Below are 23234 nucleotides of genomic sequence, written 5' to 3' on the forward strand. Positions count from 1 at the left end.
CCTAGCCTGGGAGGCCCTGACGCGTCGGATCGCGAAGCGCTGACGACTTCAGACGCCGGGCCTTCGTCAGCGCCTGTCCGAAGACCTCGCCCGTATGGACCAGTTCCTCGCGGGTGGGTGGAATGTCCAGGATGAACGTCCCGTAGCCGGCCCCGGCGTAGCGCGCGAGTTCGTCGGAGACGACCCCGTAGTCGCCGACCAAATACGGGCAGAAGGTCTTGTAGTTTTCGAACGGCACCAGCCAATAGGGCGTGTCCTGGGCGGCCGTTTCGGCTGCGAGATCGGACATCTGCTTGTGCCACGCCGAATCCGAGACCTTCATGGCCAGCTTGTGCGCCAGTTGCCCCTTCTTGTCGGTCGGGAAGCGTTCGTGCGCGACGCGCCAGGCCTCTTCGGCGTTCGCGCGGGCGATGATGCCGACGCGCACGCCCGAGCCGACGCAGTCATCGTCGGCCTGCCCGTACTCTGCGGCCGGCTTGGGATACTTCACCGGCGTCGCGCCCAGGGCCTTGGCGGCCGCGAGCCCCGCTTCCGAGGAGCCCGACACGAATATGCCGGGCAGCAATTCCCGCGGCAGCGGTGGGGTCATCCGCAGATTGCGGACGGCATGGAATTGCCCTTCGAGGGTCACCGGTTCGGCGTTCTCCAGTAGCAGCTTGATGATGCCGGTGTATTCGACGAGCCTCGCGTACCGCTTGTCGTGCGCCGTCGCATCGCCGAGCGCTGCAAGCTCGGTCGTGTAGCCGCCCGCGACCATGTTCAGATAGAGCCGGCGTCCGTACATATGCGCGAACGAACTCACCATCTTGGCGACGCTGTATGGGTGCATGTAGACCGGCTGCACCGCCACCAGCGGACAGAGCTCCCGGGTGCTCTGCAAGATGATTTGCGAGACGAGCCAGGGATCGACTAGGGAATTCTCCGTGTAGACCAGGATGCCCTTGCATCCCGCCTCTTCGCTCCAGCGGGCGACGGCCTGCACCCGTTCGACATAGTCGGCCGCCTGCACCGCGCCGGATTGCGGGCACGTGCTGAAGACGTCGAACCGAATGTCGGAAAACGTATCCATCATCCACCTCCGTCCAAACGGCGTCGAAACGCCTTGGCTGGTGGAGAACGGGGGCATGGTAGCAGATGCGTTCGTGAGCTCCCCCGACGCAAAGGTGGTACTCCGTCAAGCGATGGGAACGGATGCCCGGTCGACTATTCGGGGGCGGCGCACTGCACTTTTGCGGACCTTGATTTCCGCGGCCTCTCTGCAACGATGCTGCGGCACCTGCTCGATTTTCCCTTGAGCGTGATCCGTCCAGGGGGTGTTGAATATGACGAAAGTCATCGGCATCAGTGGATTCGAGAGCTCGATCCCCTTCAAGCGGAAGCACTGGCCGGGCCTGGAGGAGCGCGAATATCGGATCTCACAGGGCCACGATTCCGCCGCAGTGCTGGTGGTCGACGGCAGGATCGTCGCCGGTGCCGCCGAAGAGCGCTTCAACCGCAAGAAACACACCGGTGATTTCCCGATCGGCGCTGTCAGCTACTGCCTGGAGACCGCTGGCCTGAAGCCGCCCGACATCGACGTGATCTCTCACGGCTTCGACTATGCGCCCTACAAGGCCGCGTTCATGCTGGATCCGACCTCCGCCCGGCAATACAGGGAGGTCTTCTCGCGCGAAAAACTGCTCTCGCAAGTGGATGAGCACCTGCCCGGATTTCCGGCCCGCAAGGTCCACCACGTCAACCATCATCTGTCCCACGCCGCCAGCGCCTACTACACCTCCGGCTGGAACGAATGCCTGGTGGTGATCCTCGACGGCATGGGCGAGGTCCACGCCGTCACCGTCTATCACGCGCACGACAACGCGATCGACAAGCTCGCGGAAATCACCGCCCAGGATTCGATCGGCATCCTCTATTCCACGCTGACGCTGCATCTCGGCTTCGATTTCAACTCCGACGAATACAAGATCATGGGCCTCGCTCCCTACGGCGATCCCGCCCGCCACCGCGCTTTTTTCGAGCGGACCGTGGAGCTGCGCGACGACGGCCTGATCAGGATTCCGCTGCTCCGCCTCAATACCGAGCGCCATGATCGCGAAACCTACGGCGCGACGCGACGTCATCTCGGTGAGTATCTGATCCCGGCACGCGCGCCCGACGGCGACGTCACCGACGACCATCGCGACGTCGCCGCAGCGCTGCAGGAATGCCTCGACAGCGTCATGCTCCACATCTGCGGTCATTTCGGCCGCAGCACCGGCCTGCGCAGGCTCGCGATGGCGGGCGGCGTCGCGCTCAACTGCACCGCCAACGGCCGCCTGCTGCAGTCCGGCCTGTTCGACGAGATCTACGTCCAGCCGGCCGCCGGCGACGATGGCTCCGCGCTCGGCGCGGCGCTCTGGTCGGCATCGCGCGACGCTGGCGTGAAGAACGTCCGGATGCCGGTCCCCTTCCTCGGCCCCGCACCCACGCAAACCGAGATCTACAGGGCGCTGGCCGACACCGTCGGCCGCATCGAGGTTACGCGCTTTCCTGATCTCGACGAGACCTGCGCAGCGGCGGCCAGGCTGATCGCCGCCGGACGCGTGCTCGGCTGGTACCGCGGACGCATGGAGTTCGGCCCCCGCGCCCTCGGACACCGCAGCATCCTGGCCGATCCCGGTCATCCTGACATGCGTGACCGCATCAACGCGATGGTCAAGATGCGCGAAGCCTTCCGCCCGTTCGCGCCGGCGGTCAGCCTCGAGCAGGTGCATGACTGGTTCGAGGTGCCGAAGGGGCTCGAGCTTCCCTACATGATCATGACCGCCGACGTGCGTCCCGAGCACCGCGCCGCGCTGCCGGCGATCACGCATGTCAACGGCTCGGCCCGGGTGCAGACGGTTGGCGTCAGGGACAATCCGGAATTCCACGCGTTGCTGCGAGCGGTCGGCCGGGCGACCGGCCGCGAAATGGTGCTGAACACGAGCTTCAACGTGAAGGGGCAGCCGATCGTCAACACGCCGCGCGAGGCCATCGACACCTTCCTCGGCACCGGCATCGAGTATCTCTTCCTCGAGAACATGCTCGTCCGCCGCGCGGGACAGACGTAGCCGGCACTGGCGCGAAAAGGTGAGGGGGCCGAAGCCCCCTCGCTGACGACTAGCGCCGGTGTCCGCCGTGATGTCCGCCGCCGTGATGTCCGCCGCCATGGTGGCCGCCGTGATGACGGTGCCCGTGATGATGATGACGGGGGTAGAAGTGCGGACGATGATGCCATCCGTGATGGCGCGGTCCGTAGCCGTAGCCCGGTTGCCAATAGCAGCGGCCCCAGCGATCGCAGACCTGGCGCACCTTGTCGACATTGGACGTTTCGCCTGCGATGTGGCTGGCCTGCGGAAGCCCGTTCGGCATCGCCGATGCCGCACCGGACATCAACGCTGCGCTTCCGAGCGCGGCCAGTCCAATAATTGCAAGCTTGATATTCATTGAGATCTCCTTGGTTGAAGCCTGAAAACGTCCATGCGGCCGCTTCGTTGCTGCGACAAAAAAGCCAGGCAGGTGCACTCGGTTCTGGCGATGCCGGTTCAACGCAGCAAATGCGGGAGTTGTGAGGTCGCTCCGTGCGCGGGCGACAATTGGCCGCGCGACAGAATGGCGAGGCGCAAACAATACGTGATGACCTTTGGTGGCGCTTCGCGGAAAAGTGCTCTACTGCGCGGTCGGCGGATGTTCGGCGGCCTTGTTGAAGAAAGCAGCTTCCTCGGCGGTGGCTTCGAGGAGTTGTTGGTCCTGGTCGTAGACGTCGTTGCGGAACTGGACGGTCCGGTCCTTCGTCATCCACGCCGTGAGGTAGATCCAAGCCACCGGCACCTTCTTCAGCATGCGGACATCCTGGCGCTGTCCGGTGGCGATCGCGGCATCGATGGCAGCGCGGGTCCACTGCGGCTGGTCTTTCAGCAGCCATGCCGCGAGATCGCGGACATTGTCGACGCGCGAGCAGCCATGCGAATCGAAGCGATAGTCGTCGTTGAACAGGCTGTGCTGATTGGTGTCGTGCATGTAGACCGAATAGGAATTCGGCATGTCGATCTTGACCGCGCCGAGCGCATTCCATGCGCCGCTCTGCTGACGCACCGTGATATTCGGCGTGTGATCGCCCGACCAGTCGACCGAACGCGGATCGATCGGGTTGTCGTGGGCGTCGAGCACGTCCATGTGCATGCGCGACAGGTAGGCCGGATCCTTGCGCATATGCGCCGCGATCTCCGTCCTCGTGATCGATGACGGCACCGTCCAGGTCGGATTGAGAATGACGTCGGTGATCTCGGACGTCAGCGTCGGCGAGGGTTTCTCGGTCTTGCCGACGATCACGCGGTAGCGCCGCACGACCTTGTCGTCCTCGACGGCCTCGGCGAAGGTGGCGGGAATGTTGACGACGACATAGCGCTGCCCGAACTGGAAATCCATCTGGTCAAGCCGCTCTAGCGAGGCCTCGAGCTGCTTGATCCGCTTCTGCACGGGAACGTTGAGTGCAGCCAGCGTCCGCGGCGTCACCGAGCCGGTCGCCGCGAGCCCGTGGCGTGTCTGGAAGCGCTTCACCGCGCCGGCCACGACTTCATCATAGGAGCCGGTGGCCTTGTCGGCGGCAAGGTCGCCGGTGATGATCAGACGGTTGCGCAGCAGATCGTCATGGGCGCCCTGGACGCCCAACGCAAATCTCGCGTCCGTGGGGATCGTGGGCCAACCGCCGCGGGCGGCGAGATCGGAATAGCTCTTCACCACGTCGCGAATGCGCTGTGCGCTGCCCTGGTCGTAGGTCGGCTCGCGCGACAGCGCGAGCGCGGCAGCCGATCGCGTTTCCGCGACCGAGGTCGACGCGGCCGGCTTGGCCTGGCCTGGCTGGGTGGCCGCCGGTGCCGCAGCCGGCAAGGCATGATGAGGCGGGACTGCCGCAGTCGGGCCGGGCGCGCCGGTGGTTTGGGCGAATGCCGGTAGAGCCGCAAGCATCGTGGCTACGACGAGTGTCACTCTCTGCATATCTCGATTCTCCGGACTGCGTCGCTTGCGCGAAAAATCGGAAGGCACGGCCCCGGCCGCATGAATGGAGGGGGGGCGGCGCGTTCGTACGAAGGTGATGATCTATCCCGAGACCGTTGCGTCTTGATTAAGTTTTGGTTGCGATCGGAACATTACCGTGACCGTCGTGCCGGCCCAGGGCGGGCGCCATCGTCCGCATCGCGGCCGCTCGACCTTGTGGCGTACATTAACGCGGAGATCGCTCGCTCGCTGTGCCGAAGCCGAGGGCACGGACCTAGCGGCGCCGAACGGCAAAAGAAAAAGCGCTGCCATCGCCGATGGCAGCGCTTTGATATCTTCCCGGTCCGACCGGCGCGTGGCGATCCCAATGACCGGTCGCGGCCGATCCGCTCGCCCTGGTCGATCGCGTTCGCGGTGTCGCGATCGTACCTGTGCTGCCGTTCAGTCTTCGTTGGCGGCGATCGATTCCATCAGCGACACCAGTTGGCGCTGCACGGTCTGATCCTTGATCTTGCTGTAGGCGCGCAGCAACCGGAGGCTGAACGCGCTGTCGAGGAACAGCAGGCTCTCGACTTCGCGGGCCTTGTTGTCGCCGTCGTAGAAGAAGGTCACCGGCACGTCCAGCGCGGTCGCGATCTGCTGAAGGCGGGCGGCGCCAACGCGGTTCACGCCCTTCTCGTACTTCTGAACCTGCTGGAAGCTGACGCCCAGCTTGTCGCCGAGTTCCGCCTGCGAGATCTTCTGCTCGACACGGCGCAGACGAATCCGCTTGCCCAACTCAATGTCCGGCTTGCCGGCGCTGCGCTGCTTCATCTTCTTTGCTGCTGATCTGTTCATTCTTGTGACCCGTCCTTCAAATCGAGAATCCCTGGCCCGGTCGGGTCAGGGACACGTTCATGATGTACCGCGTTAAGCTCGAGTGGATCGTCAGTTCGTCCGAACGACGAAATCCAAGAAGATCGCGGGATGGTATCCAAACGCACTCGCGCATTGGAAGCACCCAAGTACCGAATCGGTCGACTACCTGTAGTCGACCGCACCAAGGTGTCTGTCGACACCCCGCCCTCTACATTTGGCAAAATATTGACCAAACCACAACTAGCGCGAGTTTGATCGACACAGATTTTGCGCGCATGCTTACTGGGCGGCAATGCACTGCGCCCGTAGTTCTACGGGCAGCCAATATTGTACGAGCGTCCTAGTATGGATGCAACCCCAGCTAGTGCATCCTGAGGTCGCGGCGACGGTCCGCGGTTGCTTGACTGAATCGCCGCCGATGCGAAAAGTTTGACGTAAGTCCAAGTCAGGCTTTCGGAATGTTGCTGGACAATTGCCCAAAAGTTCTGAATCATCGGGAACAATTGTGCGCCTACGGAAAGCCGGCGAACTCTGGCAGGAGAGGCCAAATGAAGCGGAAGAGGGGAACACCTCGACTCTACCTCGCAGCTTCGGGAGTGGAAGATATGCCGGTCGCAAATACGGAAGAACGGTTGCTGGCGCTGCTGGCAACCCTGGAAGAATGTCAGGCATTTCTGACTGACCGGGCGAACACGGAGACGGCGCGGCTGTTGTCCCTTGCCATCCTCGAGCTTCGGATGGAGCTGCACAAGGTGACGGATTCCGAGTTGAAGGCGCTGTGTGACATGATCGCGTCGGACGAGCCGGTGCAGGAACCGGCGTCCAGGCAGTTGCCGCCGTATCTGCGGCTGATCAAGTAAGCCCGCGCCCCGCGCCATGCGCGGGACGCTGCCGGCCCTGTGTCGCGTGGCTCAGCCCGCGGTCACGTCGACCGCCTCTGTGCCTTCGAGCACGCGCCGGGCCTTGTACCGGTCCAGGTCACCTTCCCAAGCCGCGACCACGACGGTGGCGACGCAGTTGCCGATCAGATTGCCGACGGCGCGCGCCATGCCGATGAACCAGTCAACCGAGAGCACCAGCACGAGGCCGATCGCCGGGATGCTTGGCACCGCATTGAGCGTCGCCGCCAGGATAACGATCGCCGAGCCCGGCACGCCGTGCGCGCCCTTCGATGTGATCAGCGACACGCCGAGCACCAGCAGCAGGTCGCCGAACGACAGCGGTGTGTTGGTTGCCTGCGCGATGAAGACGACCGCCAGCGTCAGATAGATCGAGAACGCATCGAGGTTGAACGAATAGCCGGTCGGAATCACGAGGCCGACCACCGAATCCTTGACGCCGAAATGCTCCAGCTTGCGCATCACCTGCGGCAGCACCGCGTCGGAGGATGCCGTGGCGACCACGATCATCAGCTCCTCGCGCAGGTAGCCGAGGAACTTGAGGATATTGATGCCGGCCAGCGCCATCACCCCGCCGAGCACGCCGAGCACGAAGATCGCGACCGACACGTAGAACAGCGCCACCAGCGACAGCAGCTGCTTCAGCGAGCCGACACCGTATTTGCCGACCGTGTAGGCGACGGCGCCGAGCACGCCGATCGGCGCGAAGCGCACGATCAGGCCCATGGCGCGGAACAGCACAGTCGAGACCGCGTCGATGAACGAGGTGATCTTCTCGCCCTTCTCGCCGCCGACCAGCGCCAGGCTGACGCCGAAGATGATGGCGAAGAACAGCACCTGCAGCACGTCGTTGCGCGACAGCGCGTCGAACGAGGTGGTCGGGATGATGTTGAGAAGGAAGCTGCCGATGCCTTCGCCCTTCAGCTTCTGCGCGTTGCTGGCATAGTTGCCGAGCGCCTTGGCATCCAGCGTCGAGGTATCGATGTTCATGCCGTGACCGGGCCCGAACAGGTAGGCCAGGATCAAGCCGACCACGAGTGCGACCGTCGTCATCGCCTCGAAATACACCAGCGCCTTGACGCCGACGCGGCCGACCTTCTTGAGGTCGCCGGCGCCCGCGATGCCGTGCACCACCACGCAGAACACGATCGGCGCCACGATCATCGAGATCAGCTTCAGGAAGGCATCGCTGAAGATCTTCAACCCGATCGCGAAATCGGGTGCGGCCATGCCGATGATGATGCCGAGCAGCAGCGCAACGAGCACCTGCACGAACAGCGATGTGTAGAGCGGCTTGCGTGCAACCGTGGCTTCCGCTGCGATGGTCGACATGAACTCCCCCTGTTTTTGGCCGGTGTTCTTGCCGGCCGATCCCACCCCATCTTAGCAACTTGCGTGCCAAGATGTCGCAGGATTGGGAGCCATTTACCCAGTCATTCGCCGGTTTCGAGGGTGCTGGTCACCGTGTAGACGACGCCGTGGGGCAGGAAATCCACCGTGGCCTCGCCGCCGAGCTGGTCGCGGGCGCTGCGCTCGATCAGCCGGGAGCCGAAGCCGCGCTGCACCGGCGCCGCGACCGGTGGTCCGCCGGCCTCTGTCCAGATCATCCGGAGCTTCGGCCCGGGACTCTCGTCAAGGATCTCCCAGTCCAGCGTCACCGTGCCGGTGTCATTGGACAACGCGCCGTATTTAGCGGCGTTGGTCGCCATCTCGTGCAGGAGCATCGACAGCACCAGAGCAAGCCGGGGCGACAGCGGCACGCGCGGCCCGAACATCTTGACCCGCTCGGCGGTGTTGTTCAGCAGATAGGGCCGCAGCACGCGGCTGACTACGTCCTGCAGGTCGGAGCCCTGCCATTTGTCGGTCGAGAGCAAATTGTGCGCCTCGGCCAGCGCGCCGAGCCGTCCCTCGAATTTCTCGCGCTCGGCGCGGCTCGCGCTGCGGAAGGTCTGCGTGGCGATCGATTGCAGGATCGCCAGCGTGTTCTTGACGCGGTGGTTGAGCTCCTCGATCAGGAGGTCGTGCAGCATCTCGCCGCGCGCGATCGTGGTCGCCATCCGCACCGCAAAGCCAAGGCCGACCAAGAGCAGGACGCCGCCGATCACGCTGGTGATCGCGAGCGAGCGCCACAACGGCGCCACCAGCGAGTTCTCGGCGATGCCAGCCGCGACGGTCCAGCCGGTGACGCGCGATCGGGTGAAGCCCGTGATCAGCGCGACGCCTTCGAGCGAGACGGTCGGCAGTGTCGCCTCGCTGCGGCGGAACATCTCGGCAAACAACGTTGGCGAGGCGCGCTGCCCGATGGTCGCCTGCGGATTCGGCACGCGGGCGAGGTTGACGCCGTCGCCGTCGAAGATCGAGATGGTCCAGTCCTGGTTCAGGCGCTGCCGCTCGATCATGGCCTGGAACACCTCGATCGGCGGGCTGAAGGAGATGTCGTAGAGCACTTCGCGGTCGCGTATCACCGGCACCTCGACGGTGATGATCAGCTGCTGCTTCACCTCGCCGAAGAACAGGTTGGAGTATTGCGGCTGCCGCGTCGCAAACACCTTCTCGACGATCTCGAGATTGTTGCGCGGCGGCAGGCTCGCGGTGTCCGGCGTCAGCGAGGAGAACGCCTGGCGTCCCCTGCGGTCGGCCACCAGCACCACGCCGTCCTTGCCGTATTGGTCGAGAAAGCCGGCCGCGACGCGGCGAAAGTTGTCGAAGTCGCTGTTGCGCAGCGAGTTGGTCAGCGCCAGCACCTGCAGTCCGCCGGTCATGCGCTGCATTTCCGCATCGAGCAGCAGGCGGATGCTGCGCGCCGTCTCCAGCACGCGCTGCGTGGCGGCCTGACGATCCCGTTGGTAATTGTGGAAGACGATCCCGACCGCGAAAACGATCAGCGGCAACATCGTCCCCGCGACCAGAAGCGCGAGACGCACTGGCAATGTCAGTTTCGGCACGATGTCCCCGGGTCGATGCCCGTTTGCGGTGAGCTTAGGGGAAGCGGGAAAAGTCCGCCAAAGGAAATGACTGGCAATCGGAAGAATTTCGCGGCGCACAGAGCATGATCCGGAAAAGTGTGAAGCGGTTTTCCCTGGCGACAAACGCGGAACGCGTTTGCGCCGAGATCATGCTCAGACGAATTGTGCGCCGCGGAAAGGTGTCGGGTCAGAGATTGCTCTCGGTGATCGCGGCGTAGACCATGGTGCGCAGTTCGCGCCGCAGCGGATAGGCGCTCGACGGCAGCACCTGGGTCATGAAGATCGTGATCAGCTCCTCGGCCGGATCGATGAAGAACGATGTCGTCGCGGCGCCGCCCCAGTTGAATTCACCTGGGCTGCCCGCGATCAGGGTCTGCGCCGGGTGCATGGTGACCGCGAAGCCGAGGCCGAAGCCGATGCCGTTATAGGCAGCCTCGGCGAACATCGAGCGCGACATCGCCGGCAGATCGACGCCGCCGGGCAGATGGTTGGTGGCCATCAGCTTCAGCGTCTTCGGGCCGAGCAGCCGGACGCCGCCGAGCTCGCCGCCGTTGAGCAGCGCCCGGCAGAAGGTCAGATAGTCGGCCGCGGTCGAGCACAGCCCGCCGCCGCCGGAGACCAGCGAGGGCGGCGACAGGAACGAGCTGGTGGCCGGATCGTCCTGCAGCGTCAATGTGCCCTTGCGCTCGGCGGCGAGCGGGTTGAAGCCGCCCTGCGGGTCGGCGGAATAGCAGGCGGCAAACCGGTGCGCCTTGTCGGCCGGCACGAAGAAGTCGGTGTCGTTCATGCCGAGCGGCTTGAAGATTCGCTCCTTCAGGAACTGCTCGAACGGCATCCCTGAAATCTTGCCGACGAGATAGCCGAGCACGTCGGTGGAGACCGAGTAATTCCAGGCTTCACCCGGCGAGAACTCCAGCGGGATCTTCGCCAGGTCCTCGATCATGCTGTCGAGCGTGCCGGCCTTAATGACCTCGCCGATCTTCTTTTCGCGATAGGCGGCGTCGACATTGGAGCGCTGCTGGAAGCCGTAGGTGAGACCCGAGGTGTGGCGGAGCAGATCGACGATGAGCATCGGCCGGCTCGGTGGGCGGGTCAGGAAGGCGGGCGCGGTGCCGGCGACGAACACGCCGAGGTTCTTCCATTCCGGAATGTATTTGGCGACCGGCTCGTCGAGCGCGACCTTGCCTTCCTCGACCAGCATCATGAAGGCGACCGAGGTGATCGGCTTGGTCATCGAATAGATGCGGAAGATGGTGTCGCCCTTCACCGGCACCTTGCGCTCGAGATCGGCAAAGCCCTGGACGGTGGAATGCACGATCTTGCCGCGGCGATAGATCAGGAGCTGGGTGCCGGGAAAGCGGCCGGAATCGATGTAGCGGCTCCTCAGATGCGCTTCGAGGCGGTTGAGGGCGGTGGTCGACATTCCCGCGGATTCGGGCGAGGCAGGCGTGGGAGCTAACATCGGGCATTTTCTCCGGCTGACGAGGCAGCCTTGATAGCCGAAAAGTGTCCGTTGCAGCAATCGGCCACTGCTTACCGGCACCGGGCCGGTCGTGTACGGTCGGGGCCGCAATCGTGCCCTCAAGGGATACGTCAAGGGAAACGCCGAGATGACCCAGTTCAACGAAACCGAGCTCACCACAGCCGTCATCCGCAGCTTCGACCAGACGCCCGATCCGCGGGCCAAGTTCCTGCTGCAGGAACTGGTGAAGTCGCTGCACGACTATGTGCGCAAGACCGATCTCACCTTCGAGGAGTGGGACCACGCCATCGGCTTCCTGACCCGCACCGGGCAGAAGTGCACCGACATCCGCCAGGAATTCATCCTGCTGTCCGACGTGCTCGGCGTGTCGATGCTGGTCGATGCGGTCAACCACAGGGATCGCGACGGCGCGACCGAGACCACGGTGCTCGGCCCGTTCTATGTCGGCGAGCACAAGGTGACGCCGCACGGCACCGACATCTCGGCAAGCCTGCCCGGCGAGCGCATGTTCGTGCAAAGCCGCGTCACCGACCTCGACGGCAAGCCGCTGGCCAATGTGCCGGTCGATGTCTGGCACGCGGATGACGACGGGTTCTATGACTCGCAGAAGCCGAGCTATGCCACCGAAGGCCCGTCCTCGCGGGCGCGCTTCATCACCGATGCCGACGGCCGCTTCTTCTTCCGCACCATCGTGCCGTGCAGCTATCCGATCCCGACCGACGGTCCGGTCGGGCAGATGATCACGCAGACCAACCGTCATCCGATGCGGCCGGCGCATATCCACTTCCTGGTCAACGCCAAGGGCTATGAGCCGCTGATCACGCACGTGTTTATGGAAGGCGACAAATACATCGATTCAGATGTCGTGTTCGGCGTGAAGGACGAACTGATCGCCAAGGTCGAGCAGCGCACCGATCCCGTGATGCCCGACGGCCAGCGGTCGGATGGCCCGTGGAGCCTGATGACCTACGAATTTCGCGTGAAGCCCGGCGGCGGAATGGCGCCCGCGCCGCTCGGCACCAAGGTCGCCGAAGACGCCTGATCACTGCCGTCCACGCGCTCTGCTCAATTCATGTGCGGCGCACAAGAATTGGGCGAATCGCATTTTTTGGCAGCGTGCGGAGACTCCGCGCGCGCTGCGACAAGTCGCGCAAAACATTGCAATAAAATCAATTTTTGCACTGCGGTAGCTTGGCACAAGGCTTGAATAGTCAGCTGCCGACGCCATTGAAGTCGTCCCTCGAGGCCACCCCATCGGATTTCTGACGCCGCCAGACCGGGCATCCCCGGTGCATGCCCTTTTGCGCCCTGCGCGCGTCGCCACCCGATGAACGGTGCTCGACGCAAAGACGCAACACCGTGACGCAACGACGCAAAGGACGACCGATGACCAAGCCCAGCAACACGCCCCGAGGCCGCGCGATCAGCCGTCGCCAGCTCCTGAAGACAACCGGCGGCGCCGCCGCGCTGCTCGCCGCAGCCAAGCTGAACTTTCCCGCTGGTGCATTCGCGCAGGGCGCGGGTCCGGAAGTGAAGGGCGCCAAGCTCGGCTTCATCGCGCTCACCGATGCCTCGCCGCTGTTCGTCGCCAAGGAGAAGGGCATCTTCGCCAAATACGGCATGACAGATGTCGAGGTGCAGAAGCAGGCCTCGTGGGGCACCACGCGCGACAACCTCGTGCTCGGCTCCGAAGGCAACGGCATCGACGGCGCGCATATCCTGACTCCGATGCCGTATCTGATCTCGGCCGGCAAGGTGACGCAGAACAATCAGCCGACGCCGATGTACATTATGGCGCGGCTCAATCTGAACGGTCAGTGCATCTCGGTCGCCAAGGAATATGCCGACCTCAAGGTCGGCATCGACACCACGCCCTTCAAGGCGGCGCTGGAGAAGAAGAAGGCCTCCGGCAAGGCGGTGAAGGCCGCGATGACCTTCCCGGGCGGCACGCATGATCTGTGGATTCGTTACTGGCTCGCTGCGGGCGGCATCGATCCCGACAAGGACATCGAGACCATCGTGGTGCCGCCGCCGCAGATGGTGGCCAACATGAAGGTCGGCACCATGGATTGCTTCTGCGTCTGCGAGCCATGGAATCTGCAGCTCATCCATCAGGACATCGGCTACACCGCGATCACGACAGGCGAGCTCTGGGACAAGCATCCGGAGAAATCGTTCGGCCTGCGCGCCGCCTGGGTCGACAAGAACCCGAAGGCTGCGAAGGCACTGCTGATGGCCGTGATGGAAGCCCAGCAGTGGTGCGAAAAGGCGGAGAACCGCGAGGAGACCGCGGCGATCTGCGCCAAGCGGCAATGGATCAACTGCCCGGTCGAGGACATCACCGATCGCATGAAAGGCAAGTTCGACTACGGCACCGGTCGGGTGGTCGAGAACTCGCCGCAGCAGATGCGGTTCTGGAAGGACAACGCATCCTATCCCTATCAGAGCCACGACCTCTGGTTCCTCACCGAGGATATCCGCTGGGGCAAGTATGAGGTGGGTTTCGACACCAAGGCGCTGATCGCCAAGGTCAATCGCGAGGATCTCTGGAAGGAGGCCGCCAAGGAGCTCGGCGTGCCGGCATCGGAAATTCCAACTTCGACCTCGCGCGGCAAGGAGACCTTCTTCGACGGCAAGGTGTTCGATCCCGCCGATCCCGCCGCTTACCTAAAGTCGCTGTCCATCAAGCGTGTCGACGTCTGATGTGAGTGGAGGCGCGCGCATCGCGCGGCTCTCCCTTTGACCACGGAGATTGTCTGTCAATGTCGATGCCTGCCATGAAGACCGAAGTGTCAGCGGTGGCGATCCCGCAGGCCGCTGCCGCGGCGCCGGTCGTGACCATGACGCCGAAGCGCGCGTCGCGCGCCGAAGCCTACGCCAAGATGGCGAAGGAGACCGCGGCGCGCGTCGTGCCGCCGTTGATCGTGGTCGCGCTGCTGCTGGTGGTGTGGGAGCTGATCTGCCGGCGCGCCGGCTCCAGCCTGCCGCCGCCTTCAAAAGTGTTCAAGGACACCAGGGAGCTGATCCTTGATCCGTTCTTCGACAATGGCGGCATCGACAAGGGCCTGTTCTGGCATCTTTCCGCCAGCCTTCAGCGCGTTGCCTACGGCTATTCGCTGGCGGCGATCGCGGGCATCGCACTCGGCACGCTGGTCGGCCAGTCGGTCTGGGCGATGCGCGGGCTCGATCCGCTGTTCCAGGTGCTGCGCACCATCCCGCCGCTCGCCTGGCTGCCGCTGTCGCTCGCGGCATTCCGCGACGGCCAGCCCTCGGCGATCTTCGTGATCTTCATCACCTCGGTATGGCCGATCATCATCAACACCGCGGTCGGCATCCGCAACATCCCGCAGGATTACCGCAACGTCGCCGCCGTGGTGCAGCTCAATCCGCTGGAGTTCTTCACCAAGATCATGATCCCGGCGGCCGCGCCCTACATATTCACCGGCCTGCGCATCGGCATCGGACTGTCCTGGCTCGCGATCGTCGCCGCGGAAATGCTGATCGGCGGCGTCGGCATCGGCTTCTTCATCTGGGATGCGTGGAATTCCTCGCACATCAGCGAAATCATCCTGGCGCTGTTCTATGTCGGCATCATCGGCTTCGTGCTCGACCGGCTCATTGCGGGCCTCGGCAAAGTCGTGACCCGCGGCACGGCTGCGAACTGAGGAGGACCAGTCATGCAGGCCTATCTGAAGCTCGATCACATCGACAAGATTTTCACCCGCGGCAGCGCTACCACCGAGGTGTTGAAGGACATCAACCTGACCATCGAGAAGGGCGAATATGTCTCGATCATCGGCCATTCCGGCTGCGGCAAGTCGACCCTGCTCAATATCGTGGCCGGCCTCACCGGCGCCACCAATGGCGGCGTGCTGCTGGAGAACCGTGAGGTCAACGCGCCGGGGCCGGATCGCGCCGTGGTGTTCCAGAACCACAGCCTGTTGCCGTGGCTGACCGTCTACGAGAACGTCAAGCTCGGCGTCGACAAGGTGTTTGCCAGGACCAAGAGCAGGGCCGAGCGCGACGCCTGGGTGATGCACAATCTCAGCCTGGTGCAGATGGCGCATGCCAAGGACAAGCGGCCGAGCGAGATCTCGGGTGGCATGAAGCAGCGCGTCGGCATCGCGCGCGCACTCGCGATGGAGCCGAAGGTGCTGCTGCTCGACGAGCCGTTCGGCGCGCTCGACGCGCTGACCCGTGCGCATCTGCAGGATTCGGTGATGGCGCTGCATCAGAAGCTCGGCAACACCATCCTGATGATCACCCACGACGTCGACGAGGCCGTGCTGCTGTCGGACCGCATCGTCATGATGACCAACGGCCCGAGCGCACGGATCGGCGAGGTGCTCGAGGTGCCCTTGGCGCGCCCGCGCAAGCGGCTCGAGCTCGCGACCAACCCCGGCTACCTGAAATGCCGGCAGCGCGTGCTCGAATTCCTCTATGAGCGCCACAGCTTCGTCGAGGCTGCATGAGCAGCGCCTCGCTCACGTGAGAGCTTTTTTCGGCCTCGCCGCAATGGCGCGGCGAGGAAGCAGCATGCACGGAGGCACACATGACGGAAGACCAGGTCAAGCTCGTCCAGGAGACCTTCGCCAAGGTCGCACCGATCTCAGAGCAGGCGGCAGTCATCTTCTATGACCGCCTGTTCGAGGTCGCGCCCGGCGTGAAGGCGATGTTTCCCTCTGATATGACCGAGCAGCGCAAGAAGCTAATGGGAACGCTTGCCGTCGTCGTCAACGGATTGAGCAATCTATCGTCAGTGCTTCCCGCCGCGAGTGCGCTCGCCAAGCGCCATGTCGGCTATGGCGCCAGGCCCGAGCACTATCCGGTGGTCGGCGGCGCATTGCTGTGGACCTTGGAAAAGGGCCTCGGCGAAGCCTGGACGCCTGACGTCGCCGCCGCATGGAGCGCGGCCTACGGCACGCTGTCCGGCTACATGATTTCGGAAGCCTATGGCAGCGCGCAGGCGGCGGAGTAGGGCGACGATCATCGGCCCACGCCGCGCGAAATCAGTTCCGCTAGGAACTGAACGTCCATCCGCGTCATTGCGAGCGGAGCGAAGCAATCGATACCTCCGCTTGCCGAGAGATGGATTGCTTCGTCGCTATCGCTCCTCGCAATGACGAAAGGATCGATCTAAGGTCCACCCGCTCCGCCAACGGGTGAACCAATAAAATGATGTTCCTGGAAACGCCGCCGAAACTGATCCCGACCGAGGTCTTCTCCGCGGTGCCGGCCGAATTCCGCCGCAAGGTGGCGAGCGAATGGGCCGATGCCAACCGGCCGGGCGCGGTGACCGACTGCTTCATCGAGGGGCCGTCGTTCGATGCCGACGGCAACCTCTACATCGTCGACATTCCGTTCGGCCGCATCTTCAGGATTGCGCCGGACAAATCATGGACGCAGGTCGCCGAATATGACGGCTGGCCGAATGGGCTGAAGATCGACGCCAAAGGCCGCATCCTGATCGCCGACTACCGGCGCGGGCTGATGGAGCTCGACGCCAAATCGGGCGAGGTCACGCCGCTGCTGCGCTCGCGCAATTCGGAATCGTTCCGCGGCTGCAACGATCTGCACATCGCCACGAACGGCGACATCTACTTCACCGACCAGGGCCAGACCGGGCTGCACGATCCGACCGGCAGGGTCTATCGCTTGAAAACCAGCGGGCAGCTCGACTGCCTGATCGACACCGGCGTCAGCCCGAATGGCTTGGTGCTCGATCCGCACGAGGCGGTGCTGTTCGTCGCCATGACACGCGACAATGCGGTGTGGCGCGCGCCGTTCATGAAGGACGGCAGCGTGTCCAAGGTCGGCCGGTTCTGCTCGCTGTTCGGTCCGAGTGGACCCGACGGCATGACAATGGACAGGGCGGGGCGGTTGTTCGTCGCGCACGCCTCGCTCGGCCACGTCTTCGTGTTCGCTCCGAACGGCGAGTGCATCGCGCGGATCAAGTCCTGCGCCGGCCAGAGCTGCACCAATGTCGCGATCGGCGGCGCCAACCGCGACCGGCTCTACATCACGGAATCGGTGACGGGCACGGTGCTGGTCGCCGATATCAGCGGGCTCGACGGATAGTCACGCACCTGCGCTGGAACGAAGCACGCTGTCGCTTGGTGCGATGGACAACAGCCAGTCGCCGAACACCTGCTCGGCTTGCGCGGCGACCGGCCTCGCGAGCGCCTGCGTCGTCGCGCGCAGTTCGGGGATTGAGACTTTCGCGGCCGACAGTTCGACGGCGTGGCCGACATGCCATTCCTCGAGCTGCCGCGGATCGGCCTCGAGGTGGAATTGCAGCGCGAGTGCGTTGCGGCCGTAAGCGAAGGCCTGGTTCTCGTAATTGGCATTCGAGGCCAGCCGCACGGCATCCTTGGGCAGGTCGAACGTGTCGCCGTGCCAGTGCAGCACTTTGCTGTGCAGATTGCGCAGGCAGGATGATTTGCCGTCAGCCGTCAGTTCGACCGGGCCCCAGCCGATTTCCTTGACCTTGCCCGGGAACACGCGGCCGCCCAGCGCCTGCGCCATCAGTTGTGCGCCGAGGCAGATGCCGAGCGTCGGCAGTCCGCGGCGGAGCCGGTGTTCCAAGAGCGCAAGCTCGGTCGAGAGGAACGGATAGGTGTCGGTCTCGTAGACCCCGATCGGGCCGCCCAGCACGATCAGGAGGTCCGCGTCGCTGACCGCGCGATCGGAGAGGTCGTCGACCGGCGCATCGCAGAACGACACGCTCCAGCCCGCACGCTCCATGATCGGGGCCAGCAGCCCGAGGTCCTCGAACGCAACATGGCGGATGGCAATGGCGGAGCGGGGTGGTCGCATCGGCAACGTCCAGTGTTACGCTATATAATATCAAATATAGCGCAGCGGATCGCGGCGAGTCCAGCCGCCACGGCACAGGGCTGATCAGCGGTCGGAATGCATCTTCTCGAGAAAATCCTTCACGCCGCTGACGGCGCCGGTATTCGAGGCGACATAGCCGGGGAGCGCGCCCACGGCCTTGTGAAACTCGCTGCTCTTCATGATGTCGAGCACGCGCTGCATCGGCTCGGTCTCGAGGAACGCGCGCTTGCAGACGAAGAAGTAGTCCTCCGTGAGCAGCCGGATGAAATCGAGGCCGAACTGCCGTGCGGCGGCCTCGACGCCAAAACTCGCATCCGCCATGCCGCTTGCAACATAGGCGGCGACCGCGGCATGGGTGAACTCCATGTGCTGGGCGCCATTGATCCGGCTTTGCGGGATCTTGTGCAGCGTCAGCAATTGATCGAACAGCAGCCGCGTGCCGGAATCATGGTCGCGGTTGACGAAGCGGGCCTTGCGCTCGACCAGATCCTTCAGCGAGGTGATCTTCAGCGGGTTGCCGCGCTTGACCATCAGGCCCATCTCGCGCGTGACGAAGTTGATCACACGGTCCTCGCGCGGGTCGAGCCATTCCCGGCAGGCCTTGATGCCCCGCGCGCGCAGTTCGCCGTGCGGCAGATGCACGCCGGAGAGATCGCAGGCGCCCTGCGCCAGCGAGACCAGCGAGTTCTGGTTGCTGACGTAACGGAGATCGACGCCCACGCCGCCTTCGCGATCGAGGAACTCGCGCAGCTTGGACACGGCAAAGCCGTGGCTGGCATGGACACGGATGACCTGCGGCCGCTGCGCGAGGAACGGCTTGATCTCGGTCACCAGTTCCTGCGCGAGGTTCTCGAGCTGCAATCCGAGCCGCGCCTGCATGCGCTCGCCGGCCCACACCAGCTTCTCGCCGAACGGCGTCAGCTTCGAACCCTTGCCGCGCTGGGTCTCCACCAGCGGCACGCCGAAGAAGCCGGACCATTGCTCGATCAGATTCCAGACATGGCGATAGGACAGCTGCGCATCGGTGGCGGCGCTGGTGATCTTCCCGGTCTTCCTGATCTCGTTGAGGATGCCGAGCATCACGACCGCGGTCTGCGGGCTGTTCTCTTTCCGAAAGCGCCAGACGGTCTCGATCTCGATCTGCAGCATCGTGGTCACCACCTATGAAGTTGACTTCATATCCTGGTATACCAATAGGCACAAGATATCATATTTACTGCGATCAAAAGCTTCCTACGTTGAGTCACAATACCAGGAGGAAATATGATGTTGGTTGCATATGACTATGAGCGCGACGCCCACCACGCTCCGACCGTCCGGGACGAGCTGTTGGTGATCGACGGCGCCCGTGTCCGCTCGCTGTCCGGAAAGACCTTCAAGTCCCTCAATCCCGCCACCGAGCAGGTGATCGCGACCATTGCCGAAGGCAATGAGCTCGACGTCGACCGCGCGGTCGCCGCCGCCCGCCGCGCCTTCGAAGGCCCGTGGCGCACCATGCGCGCCGCCGAGCGCGGCCATATCCTCTTGAAATGGGCCGAGCTGCTGAAGCAGCACGCCGACGAGATCGCAGCCCTGGAAAGCCTCGATGCCGGCAAGCCGATATCGGCGGTGCTGCGCCAGGATTTTCCTGCCGCGATCGATACGTTGACCTATTACGCCGGCTGGGCCGACAAGATCAGCGGCGACGTGGTCTCGACGCGCGACGATGCGCTGACCTACACGGTGCGCGAGCCGGTCGGCGTGGTCGCCGCGATCGTGCCGTGGAATTTCCCGCTGATGATCGGCATGTGGAAGCTCGCACCGGCACTGGCCTGCGGCTGCACGGTGGTGATGAAGCCGGCCGAGTTGACCTCGCTGTCGGCGCTGCGGATCGGCGAGCTCGCGCTCGAGGCCGGACTGCCGAAGGGCGTGCTCAACATCGTGACCGGACCCGGCCGCGTCGTCGGCGACGCGCTGGTCAATCATCCCGATGTCGACAAGGTGACGTTCACCGGCTCGCCTGGCGTCGGCCGCGGCATCATGAAGGGCGCCGCCGGCAACTTCAAACGGGTCTCGCTCGAATTGGGCGGCAAGTCCGCCAATGTGATCTTCGACGACGCCAATCTCGAGGCCGCCGCAAAGGCGGCCGCGGCCGGCATCTTCTTTAACGCCGGTCAAGTTTGCTCGGCCGGCTCACGCGTGCTGGTGCAGGAAAACGCCTATGACGAAGTGGTCGAGCGCCTGGTCGCCCGCGCAGAAGCCTTGCGCATCGGCGATCCCGCGGATCGCGCTACTGTGCTCGGACCTGTCATCTCCGAGAAGCAGATGCGCTCGATCCTCGACTATGTCGAGATCGGCAAGAACGAGGGCGCGCATCTCGCCACCGGCGGCGAACGCGTCGGCGACCGCGGCTATTTCATCAGCCCCGCGGTGTTCGCCAATGTCGCACACGAGATGCGCATCTCGCAGGAGGAGATCTTCGGTCCCGTCGTCAGCGTGATCAAGTTCAAGGACGAGGCCGATGCGCTGCGCATCGCCAACGGCACCGCCTACAGCCTCGCCGCCGGCGTCTGGAGCGCCGATATGGGCCGCGTGCAGCGCTTCGCCAAGAAGGCCCGCGCCGGCACGGTGTGGATCAACACCTATGGCTATACCGACGTGCGGTTGCCATGGGGCGGCGAACGCGACTCCGGCCTCGGCCGCGAGCACGGCACCGCCGCGCTCGACAATTTCACGGAGCCGAAGGCGGTGTGGATGAATCTCAACGTGTGACCGCGCGTAACGCGAGCGCGGATCGGAGGATCCGCGCTGTTGGGATTGGTGAGAGCGCGCAACATATTCGCCGTCGTCCCGGCGAAGGCCGGGACCCATAACCCCAAATCTACGTTGTTGGACCACGCTGGGGCCGCAGCAACCTTCACAACTGACTTTTGTGGTAATGGGTCCCGGCCTTCGCCGGGACGACGATGAAGAGACAGTGTCACTCGTTTGCACTATCGTTCGGCGTGGGGCGAGCTAGAACGAGGCGGTCGTGCAGACAAGAAAATTCAGCAACAACGGCCCGCGGGTCTCGGTGATCGGGCAGGGCACCTGGTATCTCGATCGCGGTGACCGCAAGGCGGCGATCGCTGCGCTGAAGCGCGGCATCGACGCCGGCATGACGCATATCGACACGGCCGAGATGTATGGCGACGCCGAGCTCGTGATTGCGGACGCGATCACCGGCCGCCGCGACGAACTGTTCCTGGTCTCGAAGGTGCTGCCGAGCAACGCCTCGCGCCGTGGGACCATTACCGCCTGCGAGCGCTCGCTGAAGCGGCTGAAGACCGATCGCCTCGATTGCTATCTGCTGCATTGGCGCGGAACCTATCCGCTCGCCGAGACGGTCGCGGCGTTCGACGAATTGATCGCGGCCGGCAAGATCCGCTCCTGGGGCGTCAGCAATTTCGACGCAGACGATCTCGATGAACTGCTCGATGTGGCGGGCGAGGGCAAGATCGCCTGCAACCAGGTGCTCTACCATCTGCGCGAGCGCGCCATCGAGCACGCCGTGATCCCGTGGTGCGAGCGGCATGGCGTGGCCGTGGTCGCCTACTCGCCGTTTGGCCACAATGATTTTCCCGCGCTATCGAGCAAATCAGGCGCGGTGCTGCAATCGATCGCGCAGGCGCACCAGGCGACGCCGCGCCAGGTCGCGCTGAGCTTCCTCACGCGGCTGCCGTCGGTGCTCGCGATCCCGAAAGCGTCGAACGCGGACCACGCGGCGGAGAATGCCGCGGCGGGAACGCTCAAGCTCGGCGGCGACGAGATCGCCGCGCTCGACGCGGCGTTCCCGCGCGGGCCGAAGCCGCGCTCGCTGCCGATGCTGTAATTCGCGGGATTCACTGGAAGCCGGCTCCACACAGTTCTTAACAAACTGTTGCAGTTGCGGCCGCGCGCAGGCTGCGGCGGGCGGTCGCGCACGCTGGTGCATATCGGAGTCCCGTTTTCGGGCATTGTTCTTGCGGCGGAATTGGCGTTCTGTACGAACAGCAGATTCCCCTTATTTCGCGTTCGAGATTGCCGTGACACCGCCCCCCGCCGTAGCCGCCAGGCTGGACAGCGTTCCTCTTGCATTGCCCGCGAAGACATCTGTTGCACGCAAGGCGCCGGCCCGCACCGACCGGCCGTTCAAAGGCATTGCGCTGATCCTGCTGTCGACGGTGTTCTTGGGCACCTCCGACGTCACCGCGAAATATCTGTCGTCCTCGCTGCCTTCGATTGAGATCGCCTGGATCCGCTTCCTGGTGTTCGCGCTGATCATGACGCCGGCGATGCTGCCGGGCACGCCGCTGTTTGCGCTGCGCAGCAGCCGTCCCGGCCTGCATGTGCTGCGCGGCGCCGCGCTGCTCGGCTCCTCCCTGATCTTCATCACGGGGCTGGGCTTCCTGCCGATCGCTGAGGCCTCGGCCACCAGTTTCGTCTCGCCGCTGTTCGTCACCGCGCTGTCGATCGCTTTCCTAGGCGAGAAGGTCGGCATGCGACGCTGGATTGCAACCGCGGTCGGCCTCGCCGGTGTGTTCATCATCCTGCGACCGGGCACCAGCGCCTTCCATCCAGCGGCTGTCTTCCCGCTCGTCTCGGCGCTGGCCTGGGCCGCCACGCTGATCCTGACGCGCATGATGAGCGGCAGCGAACGTCCGATCACGGTGATGACCTATTCGTCGATCGTCGGCGTCGCCATCGTCAGCGCGCTGGTGCCGTTCGTCTGGGTCACGCCGACCTGGCACGACATCATGTTCGGCATCCTGATTGGCGTCGCGTCCACCGTCGGACAGTGGATCGTCGTGCTGGCGTTCCGCTATGGCGATGCCTCGGTGCTGGCGCCGTTCTCCTACACGCAGCTGCTGTGGGTCAGCATCCTCGGCTTCCTGATCTTCGGTGAGGTGCCGGATTACTGGACCATCCTCGGCGCCGGCTTCATCGTCGCCTCCGGCCTCTACACCGCGCATCGCGAGCGCATGCGCCGCTCGCAAGTGTTGGCGGTGGCCAGCGAGCCGTCGCCGAACGCCTGACCACGCGTATCCATTTTACAACAGATGCCCTGAATCCGACCTGATGCGCTGACCGTGCACGGCTTGAGAAGACGCGCCTCCCGCGAGTTGCAAGATAGCCCATTCGGGTCAAGCCGCGTCCGCGCGGCGCTATCGATTTGGG

At 64.2% G+C, this 23234-nt stretch carries 20 protein-coding genes; 11 read left to right on the top strand and 9 right to left on the bottom strand.

From position 1 onward, the window contains the following. Position 1 precedes the first annotated feature (1 nt). Positions 2–1069 carry an LLM class flavin-dependent oxidoreductase gene (locus AAFG13_RS39615; protein WP_342710361.1) on the bottom strand — a complete coding sequence of 356 codons (1068 nt, stop codon included), beginning with the start codon at positions 1067–1069 and terminating at the stop codon, positions 2–4. Positions 1070–1322: 253 nt separating this feature from the next. On the opposite strand from AAFG13_RS39615, the gene AAFG13_RS39620 reads away from it, so the two are divergent. Beyond that, positions 1323–3089 carry a carbamoyltransferase C-terminal domain-containing protein gene (locus tag AAFG13_RS39620; RefSeq protein ID WP_342710362.1) on the top strand — a complete coding sequence of 589 codons (1767 nt, stop codon included), beginning with the start codon at positions 1323–1325 and terminating at the stop codon, positions 3087–3089. A 49-nt stretch (positions 3090–3138) separates the two neighbouring features. Here the strand turns inward: AAFG13_RS39620 and AAFG13_RS39625 are convergent, their stop codons facing one another. The 3 genes from AAFG13_RS39625 to AAFG13_RS39635 form a co-directional block, all read right to left on the bottom strand. After that, on the bottom strand, positions 3139–3465 hold the full coding sequence (locus AAFG13_RS39625; RefSeq protein WP_342710363.1) for a hypothetical protein: 327 nt from the start codon (positions 3463–3465) through the stop codon (positions 3139–3141). Positions 3466–3687: 222 nt separating this feature from the next. Continuing rightward, on the bottom strand, positions 3688–5016 hold the full coding sequence (locus AAFG13_RS39630) for a L,D-transpeptidase family protein (protein WP_342710364.1): 1329 nt from the start codon (positions 5014–5016) through the stop codon (positions 3688–3690). Between the two features lie 441 nt (positions 5017–5457). Continuing rightward, positions 5458–5853, bottom strand: a complete 396-nt coding sequence (locus AAFG13_RS39635) for a helix-turn-helix transcriptional regulator (RefSeq protein ID WP_016844123.1) — start codon at positions 5851–5853, stop codon at positions 5458–5460. 569 nt (positions 5854–6422) lie between these two features. Between AAFG13_RS39635 and AAFG13_RS39640 the strand changes: the two genes are divergently transcribed. Beyond that, positions 6423–6734, top strand: a complete 312-nt coding sequence (locus AAFG13_RS39640; RefSeq protein WP_212311288.1) for a hypothetical protein — start codon at positions 6423–6425, stop codon at positions 6732–6734. A gap of 51 nt (positions 6735–6785) precedes the next feature. Here the strand turns inward: AAFG13_RS39640 and AAFG13_RS39645 are convergent, their stop codons facing one another. The 3 genes from AAFG13_RS39645 to AAFG13_RS39655 form a co-directional block, all read right to left on the bottom strand. Next, positions 6786–8105 carry a dicarboxylate/amino acid:cation symporter gene (locus AAFG13_RS39645; protein ID WP_342710365.1) on the bottom strand — a complete coding sequence of 440 codons (1320 nt, stop codon included), beginning with the start codon at positions 8103–8105 and terminating at the stop codon, positions 6786–6788. A 101-nt stretch (positions 8106–8206) separates the two neighbouring features. Further along, positions 8207–9718, bottom strand: a complete 1512-nt coding sequence (locus AAFG13_RS39650) for a sensor histidine kinase (protein WP_212311286.1) — start codon at positions 9716–9718, stop codon at positions 8207–8209. Positions 9719–9926: 208 nt separating this feature from the next. Next, positions 9927–11201, bottom strand: a complete 1275-nt coding sequence (locus AAFG13_RS39655; RefSeq protein WP_342710366.1) for a serine hydrolase domain-containing protein — start codon at positions 11199–11201, stop codon at positions 9927–9929. Between the two features lie 148 nt (positions 11202–11349). On the opposite strand from AAFG13_RS39655, the gene AAFG13_RS39660 reads away from it, so the two are divergent. The 6 genes from AAFG13_RS39660 to AAFG13_RS39685 all read left to right on the top strand — a co-directional run bounded on the left by AAFG13_RS39660 (position 11350) and on the right by AAFG13_RS39685 (position 17300). Further along, positions 11350–12264 (top strand): intradiol ring-cleavage dioxygenase, encoded by a 915-nt coding sequence (locus tag AAFG13_RS39660; RefSeq protein WP_342710367.1) that lies wholly within the window; start codon positions 11350–11352, stop codon positions 12262–12264. A 344-nt stretch (positions 12265–12608) separates the two neighbouring features. Beyond that, on the top strand, positions 12609–13925 hold the full coding sequence (locus tag AAFG13_RS39665; RefSeq protein WP_342710368.1) for a CmpA/NrtA family ABC transporter substrate-binding protein: 1317 nt from the start codon (positions 12609–12611) through the stop codon (positions 13923–13925). Between the two features lie 59 nt (positions 13926–13984). Further along, a complete protein-coding gene (ntrB, locus tag AAFG13_RS39670; RefSeq protein ID WP_212311282.1) occupies positions 13985–14887 on the top strand; it encodes a nitrate ABC transporter permease in 903 nt (300 codons plus the stop codon). 12 nt (positions 14888–14899) lie between these two features. After that, complete coding sequence (locus AAFG13_RS39675; protein ID WP_223968107.1) at positions 14900–15694, top strand: ABC transporter ATP-binding protein; 795 nt, start codon at positions 14900–14902, stop codon at positions 15692–15694. Positions 15695–15774: 80 nt separating this feature from the next. After that, positions 15775–16200, top strand: a complete 426-nt coding sequence (locus tag AAFG13_RS39680; protein ID WP_342710370.1) for a globin family protein — start codon at positions 15775–15777, stop codon at positions 16198–16200. 197 nt (positions 16201–16397) lie between these two features. Continuing rightward, entirely contained in the window at positions 16398–17300 is a 903-nt protein-coding gene (locus tag AAFG13_RS39685; RefSeq protein ID WP_342710371.1) for an SMP-30/gluconolactonase/LRE family protein, read from the top strand. Here the strand turns inward: AAFG13_RS39685 and AAFG13_RS39690 are convergent, their stop codons facing one another. Together AAFG13_RS39690 and AAFG13_RS39695 are read right to left on the bottom strand one after the other, a co-directional pair. Further along, positions 17301–18038 carry a glutamine amidotransferase gene (locus tag AAFG13_RS39690; protein ID WP_342710372.1) on the bottom strand — a complete coding sequence of 246 codons (738 nt, stop codon included), beginning with the start codon at positions 18036–18038 and terminating at the stop codon, positions 17301–17303. It abuts the gene before it with no gap. An 84-nt stretch (positions 18039–18122) separates the two neighbouring features. Continuing rightward, the gene (locus AAFG13_RS39695) at positions 18123–19208 is read right to left on the bottom strand and encodes a substrate-binding domain-containing protein (RefSeq protein ID WP_212311277.1); all 1086 of its coding nucleotides are present in this window, start codon (positions 19206–19208) and stop codon (positions 18123–18125) included. 117 nt (positions 19209–19325) lie between these two features. Between AAFG13_RS39695 and AAFG13_RS39700 the strand changes: the two genes are divergently transcribed. From AAFG13_RS39700 to AAFG13_RS39710, 3 genes are all read left to right on the top strand, one after another. Then, positions 19326–20810 carry an aldehyde dehydrogenase family protein gene (locus AAFG13_RS39700; RefSeq protein ID WP_342710373.1) on the top strand — a complete coding sequence of 495 codons (1485 nt, stop codon included), beginning with the start codon at positions 19326–19328 and terminating at the stop codon, positions 20808–20810. Positions 20811–21069: 259 nt separating this feature from the next. Further along, positions 21070–21909 (top strand): aldo/keto reductase, encoded by an 840-nt coding sequence (locus tag AAFG13_RS39705; protein ID WP_342710374.1) that lies wholly within the window; start codon positions 21070–21072, stop codon positions 21907–21909. A 193-nt stretch (positions 21910–22102) separates the two neighbouring features. After that, positions 22103–23092: a DMT family transporter gene (locus AAFG13_RS39710; protein WP_312011372.1), complete on the top strand. Its 990-nt coding sequence runs from the start codon at positions 22103–22105 to the stop codon at positions 23090–23092. Positions 23093–23234 lie beyond the last annotated feature (142 nt).

The organism is Bradyrhizobium sp. B124, from assembly GCF_038967635.1.
Classification (GTDB): Bacteria; Pseudomonadota; Alphaproteobacteria; order Rhizobiales; family Xanthobacteraceae; genus Bradyrhizobium.

Excerpts from the sequence above, each read along its gene's own strand:
- AAFG13_RS39615 (WP_342710361.1), bottom strand. The coding sequence starts at position 1,069 with ATGGATACGTTTTCCGACATTCGGTTCGACGTCTTCAGCACGTGCCCG.
- AAFG13_RS39620 (WP_342710362.1), top strand. The coding sequence starts at position 1,323 with ATGACGAAAGTCATCGGCATCAGTGGATTCGAGAGCTCGATCCCCTTC.
- AAFG13_RS39625 (WP_342710363.1), bottom strand. The coding sequence starts at position 3,465 with ATGAATATCAAGCTTGCAATTATTGGACTGGCCGCGCTCGGAAGCGCA.
- AAFG13_RS39630 (WP_342710364.1), bottom strand. The coding sequence starts at position 5,016 with ATGCAGAGAGTGACACTCGTCGTAGCCACGATGCTTGCGGCTCTACCG.
- AAFG13_RS39635 (WP_016844123.1), bottom strand. The coding sequence starts at position 5,853 with ATGAACAGATCAGCAGCAAAGAAGATGAAGCAGCGCAGCGCCGGCAAG.
- AAFG13_RS39640 (WP_212311288.1), top strand. The coding sequence starts at position 6,423 with ATGAAGCGGAAGAGGGGAACACCTCGACTCTACCTCGCAGCTTCGGGA.
- AAFG13_RS39645 (WP_342710365.1), bottom strand. The coding sequence starts at position 8,105 with ATGTCGACCATCGCAGCGGAAGCCACGGTTGCACGCAAGCCGCTCTAC.
- AAFG13_RS39655 (WP_342710366.1), bottom strand. The coding sequence starts at position 11,201 with ATGTTAGCTCCCACGCCTGCCTCGCCCGAATCCGCGGGAATGTCGACC.
- AAFG13_RS39660 (WP_342710367.1), top strand. The coding sequence starts at position 11,350 with ATGACCCAGTTCAACGAAACCGAGCTCACCACAGCCGTCATCCGCAGC.
- AAFG13_RS39665 (WP_342710368.1), top strand. The coding sequence starts at position 12,609 with ATGACCAAGCCCAGCAACACGCCCCGAGGCCGCGCGATCAGCCGTCGC.
- ntrB (WP_212311282.1), top strand. The coding sequence starts at position 13,985 with ATGTCGATGCCTGCCATGAAGACCGAAGTGTCAGCGGTGGCGATCCCG.
- AAFG13_RS39675 (WP_223968107.1), top strand. The coding sequence starts at position 14,900 with ATGCAGGCCTATCTGAAGCTCGATCACATCGACAAGATTTTCACCCGC.
- AAFG13_RS39680 (WP_342710370.1), top strand. The coding sequence starts at position 15,775 with ATGACGGAAGACCAGGTCAAGCTCGTCCAGGAGACCTTCGCCAAGGTC.
- AAFG13_RS39685 (WP_342710371.1), top strand. The coding sequence starts at position 16,398 with ATGATGTTCCTGGAAACGCCGCCGAAACTGATCCCGACCGAGGTCTTC.
- AAFG13_RS39690 (WP_342710372.1), bottom strand. The coding sequence starts at position 18,038 with ATGCGACCACCCCGCTCCGCCATTGCCATCCGCCATGTTGCGTTCGAG.
- AAFG13_RS39695 (WP_212311277.1), bottom strand. The coding sequence starts at position 19,208 with ATGCTGCAGATCGAGATCGAGACCGTCTGGCGCTTTCGGAAAGAGAAC.
- AAFG13_RS39700 (WP_342710373.1), top strand. The coding sequence starts at position 19,326 with ATGTTGGTTGCATATGACTATGAGCGCGACGCCCACCACGCTCCGACC.